The following is a 13,372-nucleotide window of genomic DNA, read 5'->3' on the forward strand; positions in this document are numbered from 1 at the left end:
GCAGCATGCTTTTTTGGTACCTCCCGTTTTTAAAATTGCTTCTAAAGATCTGTAATTTCTTTTTACATATTTTTCTTCACCAGTTTTGTCATAATGCCAATGTGCTATTGACAACCTCCACATGTCATACCGATTATCTCTCCTAGTACTTTTCTGATTAATTTTTTCTATTTCTCCACTCCATAAGTTATTTATTTAATTCATGGATTTTTTTAAAACATAAGTAGATTTTCTTTATCTGTCTATAGATTCCCTTTCATGTCTGATAAGTAAAGTATAGAGTGCTTTTTCACTTGGTAATAGTAAACTTTCTGATGCCCGGTTTGCTAGATTGTCTCATAAGGGTTAATACACAGGGGGCCTCCTGGGAAGAGTCAGAGGAATCAGCAGGCCAGGAAACTTGTCAGATGCTTCTTTTAATTCCTCGACTTTTTACTTCCCGGTATATTGTGGCTTCATATATTCCTAATACTTGGCTAATTTCCTTTACTGTTTTACTTCCTTGTCCATACCATTCTATAGCTTGATTGATTTTTGAATTCTTCTCCGTGTACTTCTTAGGACGACCTTTGTATTTTCCTTTTTGCTTAGCTAACTCAATACCTGCTTGTTGCTTTTCTTTAATCATTGTTCTATCCAACTCGCGAAATTCAGCCACTATCGTTAAAAAGAACTTACCTGTTGCGGATCTTGTGTCTATATTTAAATTAAGTATGACTAAGTGAACGTTCTTCTTCTCTAGATGCTCTACTAATTCGAGCAGCTGTAAAGTATTCCTACCCAAACGATCCATGCGTGTTACCACAAGTCTGTCTCCAATTTGCAGCTTTTATATCAATACTCCAGTTTTTCTTTCACTTTTAAAATTCCGATTACTTTCTTTGAAATAATTTCGTTAACACCAAAGTTCTTCAGAGCTTCTATTTGTGTATCAAGGGTCTGATCGGGAGTACTTACACAGGGGTATCCATAAATCATATGTATTTTGTCTCCTTTCAAAGTTTTGCTTATATGGGAGTTCTATCAGCATTTTTGAAAGAAGTATATGAGAGTCTGGATCCATTGATTTACCTCGACCAAGGATTGTTATCATTAGGGTGTACTTAAGTGAAAGGTTTTTCGGTATTTTGTCTTAAGTTCCACAGATTCGATAATCGTTTTGAAGCGAGGGGGTCTTTTACGTTATTTTTTGTTGAGGCTGTTCAATAAAATCTAAACTCCTTATTAAGAAAATTCTAGTAAAATTGGTATAATGGAACAATAAGGAAAGCTTCAAGGAGAAATTACAATACGGAGTAAAGGCATATGAAAAAAACAAATACTTCTTTTATAAAAATAGAATCAACAGTGGATGATGCTTTAAACAAAAGATATTCATTAAAGAAAACATGGGCAAAAAATGAAGAGGCAATTAAAAAATTTGTTGTTATAATGCATAATCCAAACGTTGCTAATGAAATAAAGGGTGATAAATCTTCCAATCTTTGTCTTAATAAGGCTGTAGATGAAGGGTGTAACGAAATTATTACCGTTAATTTGTATGCAACCAGGGGACCTAAGTCTGCTCAACTGTCACAATTACATAAAATAGTAGAATATCAGAATTTAGAAAGCATAAAAGAAGCTTTGGATGGGAGTGAAAAATTACTGTTAGCATGGGGAGATAACCCAGGTCCAATGGTTAGAGATTATCAATTTATTCGTCTGTTAAGCAGCTACGAGGGTGAAATAAAGTGTTTTAGAATAAATATTTCAGGTGAACCATGCCATGCAAGTTTATGTGGGGAAGAAACTCCATTACAAGATTTTAACATTATCGAATATTTTAATCGACATAACTAAATGCATAGAGGTTTTTTGGATCTATAATCCTACACCGTTTGGATTTTGCTATACTTATATAGAAAGCGAGTAGAATTATGAATATTACTTCAGAAATAAAAACAATAAATGATATATTGAGTGAAAATAACACTTATCATGTAACTAGGTTTCAAAGGGAGTATGCGTGGGAAAAAGACGATCTTCTAGAATTTTGGAACGATATTACCTCATCAATTAAGGTAGACAACGGCACACATTCTACAACGGATTATTTTATTGGTTCAATTGTAATGATTAATCGAGAGGGCTCTACCCGTTTTGATATTGTAGATGGTCAACAACGTCTAACCACTATATCCATTTTACTTTCTCAAATAATAGAATCACTTAAGGATAGTGACTTAGAATTTGCAACAAATACGTATAAAACGTTAATCGAAGGTACAGATCAAGGTGGAGAAAAAACATTTAAGATAAAAAATGAAAATTCGGAAGAATTCTTGAATGATCGAATACTTTTTATTGACAAAAGTGACGCAACACCTAATTCAGAAGAAGAAAAAAAGCTCTTTAATAGCTTTGAGTTCTTTAGAAAAGAATTGGTGAGAAAAAAAGGTGAAAATGAACAAGTATTTGAAAATTATTTAAAAGCGCTCATTGAACAAATAAAACGATTAAAAACTATCTTTATAACTGTAGATGATGAAGATGAAGCGTATGTAATATTTGAAATTCTCAATAGTAAAGGTCACGACTTAGAAAATATTGATCTAATAAAGAATTTAATATTTAAACTTTTAACTGAAAGACACCCAATTGATAGAGCTAAAACCAATTGGAAGAAGATCAAGGAAGATCTTTTAAAGCGTGAAACAAACTTGGACATTGATACATACTTTAGGACTTATTGGTTGTCAAAAGAAGGATATATACCAAAAACAAAGTTGTATCAATCTGTCAAAAATAAAATAACAAATCAACACCAAGTACTTGAGCTGCTTTCTGAACTATCAAGTAACGTGGAATTATATCAGAAAATAAGTAATCCACAAACTAATGATTGGACTGAGACACGTCAAAAAGTAATATTTGATTGTACAGCCGCACTAAAATTATTTGGAGTGTATACTCCTAGGCCATTTATTCTTTCTCTATTATCAAAGTATACTGAAGGCAATCGCGTAGTGAAGATAGGAGAAGTAGAAGACATATTGACAAAAATAGAATATTTCCACTTCATATTCACGGCGGTTTCTTCTCTAAGAGCATCAGGCTTAGATAAAATGTACATAAAATTTTCAAAAAAAATTACAGATAGTAATTCTATAACACAAACGAGAGAGATCTTAAATGAACTAAAAGAGATACTAAAGGAAAAGCTCCCCTCATTTGATGAGTTTACTAACTCCTTTAAGAAATTGCATTTTACAAATGAAGAGACAAAAGATAAAAAATTGATTCAGTACATTTTTAAAAAATGGGAAGCTTATTTAAGACAAACAAATGAATTGACTGTTAATCACTTTACATTAGAGCATATTGTTCCACAATCCACTGTTGGAAATAATTTGGGTACTCTGGGAAACTTGTTACCTCTTGATGGAGACCTTAATAATAAGATTGATAGAAAACCTTTTCCGGAAAAAATACAATTAATGAGAGATTCGGAACTACATGTAGTTCAGGAATTTATCAGCAAATACGAAGAGAAATTAGTATGGGAGGAAACTGATATTGAAGCTCGCACTGAAATGATGGCAAAGACTGCATTTGAAGAAATATGGAACGTATAAATCTAACGGACACTAAGTAGGAAAGATATACTGTTTAGTGTCTTTTTACAAGAATTGACTTTTACATGGCTATCATCCATATGGCTATGGTAATGTAAAATGACTTCCATTATTATAAACAGTCGACCAATTATTACTAAGTTGTGTTGTTGAGATATTTTTATATTTAAAATATTCTGGAATAAATGTAAACTTTTAGAAGTATATGACAATTTAATGGAGGGCTTTTATGGAGTTATTAAATATTATACCTAATATACCAGAAAACCAGAAATACATTTTTCAAGCCTGGGGATTCCTAATTGGAATATCAGATCAATTTCATTCTAATAAAATTCTTGCTGAATTTACAACAGCCAAAGTCAAGACGATGTAATTGTTGGGACAATGCTCCGCAGGAATCTTTTTTTGGTCACTTTAAAGAGGAAGCGTCCATTAACCCGTTTTTTACCCTGGAATTGACTAAAACGAGAAATTAAAAGCTATATGATGCACTATGATAGATATCAATGGATTTTAAATAAGATGACCCCTGTTCAATACAGTGATCATCTTCTAAAAATGCATAGTCTTTTTTAAACTGTCCTTTACAAAGGGTACACTACCTATTTAATCTTCCCAAACATCATTCATAAGGTCTTCAATTTCTTTTCTTAATATTTCTGTTTCCCCTTTAAGGACTTTTACATTTTTACTCGTAATCTCAACTACATCTCCAGAGGTAGCTTCTTTAGGGAAAATATCTCTAGGAAAATCGTTAAGCCCACCGTTAAATTCGACCACTACAAAATTACCTTCAAAGCGATCAATAATACCTTTTATTCTTTCAGTCATATTATTTCACCGTCTTAATAGTTATTGACTTGCCATTTGAGGTAAAAATAATATTCCCACTTTTATCAGTTCTATATATTTTACTTTTAATTGCAGTTAACCTTTTTATTGTCTCTGATGTAGGGTGGCCATAAGAATTTTTTCCTACACTTATTGCCGAGTATGTAGGTTTGGCAATGCTCAGAAGTTTGGCGCTGGAGGAAGTCTTAGCTCCATGATGCCCTACCTTTAATACATCTACTTTGGATAATAACTTCTTAGCAAGCATGTCATTTTCTGACTGCAATTCAGCATCCCCAGTCAATAAAACCTTTTTACTGCCATGCTTAACCATAAGTACCCCGCTCCAGTTATTCAAGTCAGATTTAGCATACGATTTTACCGGGGCAATAAACTTTATTTCGGTATTCTTATCTTTGTCTGGTATAACCACACCATTTTGAGCAGTTTTGATTGTTAGCTTTTCGTTTTTGACTGCCGTAAGGAAATTTTTAAAGGCTTGAGTTGTATGCGAAACTTTTGGTGCATAAACAGACTTTACATTAAAAGCTTTAAGTACTTCATCCAAGCCACCAACATGATCGGCATCAGGATGTGTGGATACTACAGCTGTTAAAGTAGAAACCTTTTGTTTCTTCAAGTAATTAACAACAGTCGTACCAGATTTCCCAGCATCCACTAGAATTGTTTCTCCGGTTAGTGCTTTTATAAAAATGGAATCCCCTTGCCCAACATTAATAACATGTACGGAAAGGGGATTTGTAGCTGCTTTAGAATATGTTGTTCCACCTAACAAAGAAATAAAGAAAATGATACTTAGAATAATATTTAATTTTTTCATTTTTTCCTACCTCCCATAAAATAAACTAACACGCTTTGGGAAAACTTACTATCTTTATTTTTATATGAAGAAATGGAAAATACTTACTTAGTGAGTATGAGGTTACCATTGGGAAAGGTTGCAATAAAAAATCTTACTGGACTATTTAACTTCTATGAGATTGTTAAAATTTAAGTAAATACACAGGTTTTCTAGCCTAGCAGTTCTAATCGACGAGAAATGCTTAAATAACCAATGGTTTAGGAACAATGGAGTTCGCCCTGCCACAAAAATAAATTGAACACTGAGATATAAATCAATTCATAATTATGGCATTATTAATTGGATAAAAATGTTATAATTGTATGATTCTAAATGTAAATTAAGATAATTTATGAACAGTCATATAAAAACCAGTGCAATTTAATAAAGATTTAATGTGAGCAAGATACGATCTTATACAAGTGATAAAAAGAGAATAAAGGGGGAAACACATCTTATGATTCCGGCAAAAATAGATTCCATTTCCATTTCTTCCATAAGACAAAAAGGCTTGGATTCTATTGTAGATTGGTTTAATCAGCATAAACGACCGTTTTATGCACTTGGTTGGTTCTATCTTGGGAATACTCTGCAAATGGAAGAACTTTTTTACCAGACTATATTAAAAGTGCAAAAGGAGCTGCCTCGGTTCAAAAGTGATGCATCATTCGAAACGTGGGTAACATCCATTTTCATACATACCTGCCGTAACCTTTCTAAGATTAAAAGTCCGCAAGATTCAGAGGAAAGTGAACATGATGATTTTTTAAAGGCTCTAAATCGGTTGGAAGAGTCCGAGAGGGAAGCGCTGGTCCTCTCCTGCGTGATAGGAATTCCAAGGGAGAAGGCGGCTCAGATTCTTCATGTGTCAGCGGAACAAATGAAAGGACTTACGTTTTCCGGCATACGGTCGCTTAGAAAAGAAATGGGGTACGGTCTGGACTTTAATGGCTGCAAGGAGTATCAAAAGTATTATATAGATTATCTGGAAAGGACCATGGATCGGCCGCAGAAGATTGAGTTTGAAAAGCATGTATATCGTTGTCCCAGCTGTCAGGAGGATTTAGGGACCTTTCAAGAAGTCATGTTATATCTATTGGAGCGGATGGAATCTATACATGTGCCAGCTGGATTCATGGAGAAGATCAAGAAAAAGCTTGCAGAACAGGAAAATCGAAAGCAGCAGAAAAATGAGCATCGTACAAAAGTAGGGTTAATTATCGCAGGTGTTTTCGCATTATTAATAGGAACGTGTTATTTTACAGGGGCGTTTACCTACCTATACTATCAATGGACAGAAGAAAACCCTCAATTACGTGCCTCACTTCAACATGGGATCGGTGAAAGCCTGGATCTGGAAGCAAAAAGCAATGGGGTAAGAATTAAGATCAAGGGTGCCATTGCAGATGATGTTCAGACACTTGTTTATTATGAAATCGAAGATATGAAAGAAGACAGCCAGTATGCGCTAACATATGATGATGGAGTATTAGTGGAGAACGGATATAAAATCCTGAAAAATGAACAAATTCCTCGATACTATCCTCCTGACCTTGAATCGGATCTTAATAATAAAGAAAAGAACGTGTATGAAGGAAAGCTTAGTCTGCCGCCGCTTTCTAAGGATCATGGTACCATCAACCTGAAGATCACAAAGCTTATGAAATTAAATCGTAATCCCTATAGCCAGATAAATGAAAGCACGAACGAGGATATGTTTTATAAGACGGGGAAGTGGAACTTTGCTATTTCTGTAACCAAACAGCCTTCCACGGAATATGCACTAAATCAAAAAACAAAACTAGAAGGAATCACGGTTCAAATGGATAAATTGATACTTTCACCAACAACCACTATTCTGCAATATCACATTGTCAATAACCAGGAAGCCAGGCAGATACATCAAGTTGCCTTCGACTCTCTGGAAGTGAATAATAAGAAAGCAAAACCTGATATATATGGGAGTTCCTTTATGGATTCATCTCAATATGACTATACTTTTCAAGCCCACTTCGATCCTCTTCCGGGAGAAAAGCCAAAAGAAGTTACCGTTCGATTCGGATCTGTTTCTTTAAGTGTGAATGACGAAAAAACCATCCAGCTGGATGGTGCTGATAAATATCCTCAAACCTTTGAATATGCAGGCAGTACAATCTCTATCGACAAGCTGGATGCTGGAAACCCCGCCAATATAGTCATCAGCGATCATGAAATTAAGCATCGAGAGTATGACTCGCTAAATTTCCATGTTGTGAGTGAAGATGAAAATGCCCTGCTTTCAATGGAGATGAATGATATGCAAGGAGTTGCCCTAGACAAGAACGGGAAAGAATATGATCCGGCCAAAACTCCTTTCTTTTATTCAAATGAGGAGACCCGTTATTTGGTTACCGTTCAAAGCTTAAAGGTAGTAAATGAAGACACTAGTCAAAAAGTGATTCCAAAACGACTGCAGATTATGGGATATACGACAACCAAATTTTTAGATGATGTGGTGAAGCTTTCGTTGAAAGAAGGAGTCCAAAGACAAGGAGATAAAGAGTAAATAGGTTTACTAGCATTTAGAGCTCAAAGGGTCTTATCCTTGAAGGGTTCCATGATGCCGGGTAATGTATGCTTTTCGAAGGATAACTTTTATAGGTTGGTAGAAGAGTTTGAAGGTAAACCGTATTTTTATGGAAGAACGAGATTAAATTATAATTTAGTACACAGCTGCCTTTAATAGGCGGCTTTTTTGATTTTACAAAGACTTCAGGGGGGACTATCCGTTTATTAGATCATGCTCTAAATAAAAGTGGTCGGCTCATTTCTTTCTTCATAAATAGTGAAGATAAATAGACCTGATGCTGAGTTTTCTTTTAAGGAAAAACTCTTGGCAGCTCCAAATTCCTTCTAATTTTAAAGTGTTATAAAATCTCAACTCCATTTGTATATACAGTTTGAGTGGAGCGGACCTAGAAGCCAGCGTTTGTTTTCAGGTAAAGCATCTATGGGTGAAAATACTCATTTTGTTTCTTCCAGTTTATAGAATAATGCTATAATACTATTGAATTATATCTATAGGTAAATACAGAGGGAGAACGATGGAAGTGCTTTTTAACATATTGTATGTCCTGTTTTGCAGTGTGCCTCTTGGCATATTAATGAGCATTTACTGGGTTTTTAAAAGGAAAGAAAAACGCGTACATAAGGGTTACTTTTTGTTTCCGGGATTGAGTATATGGGTGATTCTCAGTACTGCTTACTTCTCACCTTATGCCTCTGCCGTTATCATGCGGTACTGTTCCTTTTTTTATTGATTTGGGGAATTTTATCGGTTTTATGGAGAAAACGCCGGATAAAAACAAGCCCCTTGCTGCGTCCATTATCATCTTCATCATCGCTGTTATTGTTCTTATTGGCTATTACTCTATGAATGTCATGAACAATGTCCTGATAATTGGAATGTTATTTTTAGCCGGGTGTGCAATCGTTTTTGTGGAGAAATAAAAAGGTTAATCGAAATAAAAGACTGTTTGCAGCTGCCAAAACTACCTCTTCCATTATTCTATTTGTTACGGTAGGGACATTCTTGGCTGCTGCTGCTTTATTTTTGTTCCTGGTTCTTATTTTGAACCTATGATACCGAGGGTCATTTTTTTTACGGCATGCATACCAGGGTTTTTCTTGGCTAGTCATGGAAGGATTTTTTTTGTTTTGGACATGACGAAGTCTAACAATTAAAACTGCTTGTTGATAATAATAGGACTATTTTATTAAGCTTACCGCCTGATCTACCAGGCGGTTTTTCCAGCTAAAAATTACAAAGTTTGGGGCGGCATGATTAAAGAAGGCGCCGGTCCTGACTGTTACACCTTGTGACATATATGAACTCCCGATTATACTTTTGTTTCTCTCGATTGTGTCAGCCCCCTTTAAAATATTCTATTCAAATTGCAAGCACTCTTTGACAAAAAAGATGTCAGAGTTGATATACTTAATATCTGGTTAGTTGAAAATACTCATAAAGGATAAATCATATATATACTTATTAGGTCTTTTTTAGTGGATTGTAGAGCGTATAAGAAAAAGCAATTCAGCTAGAAAATTTTTATAGGTAGTCTAAGTTATTATTGTAGAAAGTAATTCGTGTATTAAGATGGAAAAACTATATTATACAAGTAGTGTACAGTTATTTAGGAGGAAGTTTATTGAGCAGTTTCATCGTGATGCAAGGCCATACATATGAAATAGACAGAGATTTAGGGGTTATATGGATCCCAAAAACAGATAAGGGAGGAAATACCCCTCATTCCTGGGAGCGAATGAAAGAGGTCAAACAAGGGGACCAAATATTTCATTACGTAAAAGGAAACATAGTGGCGATAGGTATAGCCAAAGAAGGGTGTATAGAAGCTGGTAAACCATCAGCTGTGCAAAATGATGATAGTTGGGATAACGAAGGTTATTTAGTTCATCTTAGCTACCATGAATTGGAGAAACCGGTTAATATACGGGATAGTTTTATTCACATTGCGTCACTCTTACCAATAAAGTATTCACCTTTCCAACCTGATTCAAATGGTAATCAGGGATATTTATATCCATGCAACGAAGAGCTGGCGATTAAACTACTGGAGTTAATTAGCGAATTAAATGTGTATCTGGTAACGGACGAACAATTGGAATTTTCGATGGAAGAAGTAAGAAGAACGGAAAACAATATGTTAATCCCAGTGTTAGCTGAATCTGAATCTGTAATCAAAACAAAGATAAGGCTTGGTAAGCAAAGGTTTAGAAAAGATTTATTCCCGCTCTGGGAGGGAAAATGTGTTCTATGTGGAATAAGCCTGCCAGAGCTTTTGAGGGCTGTTCATTCAAAGCCATGGAAGGACTGCACAAGCTTAGAACGTGTTGATCCGTACAACGGGTTGCTACTTTGCTGCAATCACCAGGCACTTTACGAACACGGCTATATAACATTTGATGGGCAAGGACGTTTGCACATCTCTTCTAAAATTTGGGAGTATGATTATTTAAATTATGGAATAATGCCGAAGACAAAGATAAAGGTCTATCAAGAAAATAAAATGTATTTTAAATGGCATAAGAAGAATATTTTTAGTAAATAGTTTCTATTGCTAACTATCTAGAAAGTGCTACTTTTTTGGATATAGATATTTATTGTGTCAAAGTTGAACAAACGGTCAAGTGGTAATCACTTGGCTTTTTTATTTCCCTATAGACAAGAAACGGGAGTTATATCTTGAAAATAACGAAACTATTAAGGCGAGAGGGAATAAGACAATATAACTTATCTTAGTATTTTTCTTACTAACTAATTAAACTTTGGATCCTAGCTCGATGTTAAAAACAATAGGGTTGAAGCTAAAGGTGAAAGAGGCGTAATTTATATTTTCAAAATAATTCAGAAAATTCTGTTGACAATCTATACACCAGCCATTATATTTTAACTATAAACACGTGTTTACAAGAAAGAGGCTCTCAGTATGAAAAAGATGGAAATTAATAGCGTAGAAATAGCCAGACTGGCCGGAGTTTCAAGAAGCACAGTAAGCAGGGTGATAAACAATTATCCGAATGTGCCTGTTGAGACAAGGGAGAAAGTAATGAAAATAGTTCGGGATTTTAATTACTTTCCCAATATGTCAGCACAGGTGCTGGCTGGCAAGAAGATGAGAACGATTGGGCTCTTTATGATTGAAAGAGGCGAGATTTCCAGGGATGCCATCAGTAACATGTTAATGGTAAGTGTGATTGAACAGGCATCCATACACGGATATTATGTACTAACTCACGTTATCAGGGATACACAGGATATTGAGGATGTAACAAGCGTAAAAGAAATTTTTTACCAAAAAAGGGTAGATGCAGGAATCTTTATAGGTGCTGCCAATCATGAGCCGCTCATTGAAGAATTGATTGCGGAAGGATTCATCATTGGCGTAGTGGATCATCATCTTCCTGGACGTAATGAACCAAATCGTGTTGTGTTCAACGTAGATTATGCACATGGAGCTGAAATGTCTGTTGATTACTTAGTAAGCCTTGGTCACCACAACATCGGCTTGATAAATGGTGATATAAAGAGGTATGCCGCTCCGGCCAAGTATGAAGGATTTAAGACAGCTATGAACAAGCATTCCATTCCGATCAAGCCTGAATGGGTCCTGCATGCAAATTTCAGTAAAGATGGCGGCTATCGTGTAATGAAAAAATTTCTTCAATCAAAGATATCCCTGCCAACAGCGTTCATCGCAGCCAATGACAGTGTTGCTTTTGGTGCAGCTGCCGCATTGAAGGAAAAAGGTCTCAAGATTCCGGAGGATATTTCAGTAATAGGTTCTGACGACCATGTTTTAAGCTCATTTTTTAATCTTACTACGATAAGCGTGGACTTTGGTGCCATGATGAAAAAACTGACAACCCAGCTCATACATACAATTGAGGACGACAATCCAGCACATGTAAAGGTAACCATGGGATTAGAGCTTGTCGAAAGGAATTCTTGTAAAAAAATAAAATAAATTTTTTTAAACGGTTATGAACACGCGTTTACAATTAGTATTAAGAATTATATCTATAATTTTCTCTTTTTTTGAAATAAATGTAAGCGTTTAACTTACTGTGGTTATTAGCTTTTTAAGCTGTAATAAATATTATTCACATTCTAAAGGGGGAAGTTTTTTGAAAAAGGCGTTTTCGTTATTGCTGATGATGCTGCTTGTTGTGAGTTTGTTTTTGACTGGATGCAGTGGAAACAAGGCTTCAAATGGTGCCTCCGGTGGTGGAGGAAAGAACTTCACCTATTGGTACCCGTGGGGCGGTGATTCCGAGAAGTGGGATAAATGGAGAATGGCAGAGTTCGAAAAGGATAATAAAGGCTATAAGATTAAAGCCACTTATGTTCCGCCGGATGGAGGAATTTCGAATGGTAAGCTCCTGGCTTCCATCACTGGAGGAAATCCGCCGGATGTAGTTATAAGTAACGAATATGCAACCGCTTACAGTCTGGCTGTACAGGGTGCATTAACACCGCTTGATGATTTGCTTAAGAAAAACAAATTTGATGATTCAGGTGTTCTTGAATCCTTCAAGCCACTCATGAAATACAAAGATAAGACTTATCTATTTCCTCAAGATTCCAACGTAAACCTTCTATACTACAACGTGAAAATGTTCAAGGAAGCCGGGCTTGATCCGGATAATCCCCCTAAGACCATCGAAGAGCTTGATGCAGCCGCAGAGAAATTAACCAAGGTAAATAATAACAAGATTGATAGATTAGGGTTTATCCCTTGGCTGGATGCAGGAGATGAATCATATCTATGGGGCTGGGTGTTCGGTGCCAACTTCTATGATCCTGAAAAAAATAAGGTAGAGCTGAATGACCCTAAATTGCAGGCAGCCTATAAGTGGATGGACACTTATGCAGTGAAGTACAATCCGGAAAAAATCAAAACCTTTACTTCCGGCTTTGGAGGAGCGTTCTCCCCAGACCATCCGTTCTTTACAGGGAAAGTAGCCATGACCTTAAATGGTAACTGGTTTGCCAATGCCATCAAAATTTATTCACCGAATACAGAATACCGTGTTGCTCCGATTCCGACTCCAGAAGGTGGACGTGAAAAAGCAACAACTCTTGGAACCAATGTATTCATGATTCCGAAAGGTGCAAAAAATCCTGATGCGGCGATGAAGTTTATCCTTGCCGGAGTCCAGCCGAAGGTGCTTGCAGACAATATCAACACCTGGAGATCCATTTCCATTTTTAAAGAGCCTAGTGATGCCATTAAATGGGATAAGGAAAATGACCAGGTGTATCAGGTAGTGCGGGAAGTGTCCAGTTCACCAGGTGCTGGCCATCCGGCATTGACCTCTGTATCCAAGGAAATGTCAAATGAGTTGAAGCTTCTTCGAGACAGTGTCATCTACAATCACAAAGATCCTGCTCCATTGTTAAAGGCAGCAGAAGATAAGCTTCAAAAACAGGCTGACAAAACCAAGTAAGAAGAGAAGATTGGAAGTTTAACAGTTATTTAACTAGAGTGGAGCTGCA

General features: G+C 35.9%; 10 protein-coding genes and 2 pseudogenes. 9 read left to right on the plus strand and 3 right to left on the minus strand.

Annotated features, from left to right (window positions below):
* Positions 1 to 403: 403 nt before the first annotated feature.
* Positions 404 to 978: pseudogene (locus tag JOC77_RS05000) on the minus strand (recombinase family protein).
* A gap of 327 nt (positions 979 to 1,305) precedes the next feature.
* Between JOC77_RS05000 and JOC77_RS05005 the strand changes: the two are divergent.
* The 4 genes and pseudogenes from JOC77_RS05005 to JOC77_RS21195 form a co-directional block, all read left to right on the plus strand.
* Positions 1,306 to 1,842, plus strand: coding sequence for a DUF1643 domain-containing protein (locus JOC77_RS05005; RefSeq protein WP_204539539.1), 537 nt, complete (start codon positions 1,306 to 1,308; stop codon positions 1,840 to 1,842).
* A 77-nt stretch (positions 1,843 to 1,919) separates the two neighbouring features.
* Positions 1,920 to 3,617: a DUF262 domain-containing protein gene (locus JOC77_RS05010; RefSeq protein WP_204539542.1), complete on the plus strand. Its 1,698-nt coding sequence runs from the start codon at positions 1,920 to 1,922 to the stop codon at positions 3,615 to 3,617.
* Between the two features lie 229 nt (positions 3,618 to 3,846).
* Positions 3,847 to 3,993: a hypothetical protein gene (locus JOC77_RS05015; RefSeq protein WP_204539545.1), complete on the plus strand. Its 147-nt coding sequence runs from the start codon at positions 3,847 to 3,849 to the stop codon at positions 3,991 to 3,993.
* Positions 3,959 to 4,196 (plus strand): annotated as a pseudogene (locus tag JOC77_RS21195) (IS3 family transposase); the annotation flags it as partial. The gene JOC77_RS05015 and the pseudogene JOC77_RS21195, both read left to right, overlap by 35 nt.
* A 30-nt stretch (positions 4,197 to 4,226) precedes the next feature.
* Here JOC77_RS21195 and JOC77_RS05020 read toward each other — a convergent pair.
* Entirely contained in the window at positions 4,227 to 4,451 is a 225-nt protein-coding gene (locus tag JOC77_RS05020) for a DUF3006 domain-containing protein (protein ID WP_239558611.1), read from the minus strand.
* A 1-nt stretch (position 4,452) separates the two neighbouring features.
* Positions 4,453 to 5,292: a ComEC/Rec2 family competence protein gene (locus JOC77_RS05025; protein WP_204539548.1), complete on the minus strand. Its 840-nt coding sequence runs from the start codon at positions 5,290 to 5,292 to the stop codon at positions 4,453 to 4,455.
* Between the two features lie 478 nt (positions 5,293 to 5,770).
* On the opposite strand from JOC77_RS05025, the gene JOC77_RS05030 reads away from it, so the two are divergent.
* From JOC77_RS05030 to JOC77_RS05050, 5 genes are all read left to right on the plus strand, one after another.
* A complete protein-coding gene (locus JOC77_RS05030) occupies positions 5,771 to 7,858 on the plus strand; it encodes a DUF4179 domain-containing protein (RefSeq protein ID WP_204539551.1) in 2,088 nt (695 codons plus the stop codon).
* Between the two features lie 776 nt (positions 7,859 to 8,634).
* The gene (locus JOC77_RS05035; protein WP_204539555.1) at positions 8,635 to 8,802 is read left to right on the plus strand and encodes a hypothetical protein; all 168 of its coding nucleotides are present in this window, start codon (positions 8,635 to 8,637) and stop codon (positions 8,800 to 8,802) included.
* Between the two features lie 701 nt (positions 8,803 to 9,503).
* On the plus strand, positions 9,504 to 10,424 hold the full coding sequence (locus JOC77_RS05040; RefSeq protein ID WP_204539558.1) for an HNH endonuclease: 921 nt from the start codon (positions 9,504 to 9,506) through the stop codon (positions 10,422 to 10,424).
* A 378-nt stretch (positions 10,425 to 10,802) separates the two neighbouring features.
* Entirely contained in the window at positions 10,803 to 11,840 is a 1,038-nt protein-coding gene (locus JOC77_RS05045; RefSeq protein ID WP_204539561.1) for a LacI family DNA-binding transcriptional regulator, read from the plus strand.
* 160 nt (positions 11,841 to 12,000) lie between these two features.
* Positions 12,001 to 13,323, plus strand: coding sequence for an ABC transporter substrate-binding protein (locus tag JOC77_RS05050; protein WP_239558612.1), 1,323 nt, complete (start codon positions 12,001 to 12,003; stop codon positions 13,321 to 13,323).
* Positions 13,324 to 13,372: the final 49 nt, after the last annotated feature.

This window comes from Peribacillus deserti (assembly GCF_016909175.1).
GTDB classification, from domain to species: Bacteria; Bacillota; Bacilli; order Bacillales; family DSM-1321; genus Paraperibacillus; species Paraperibacillus deserti.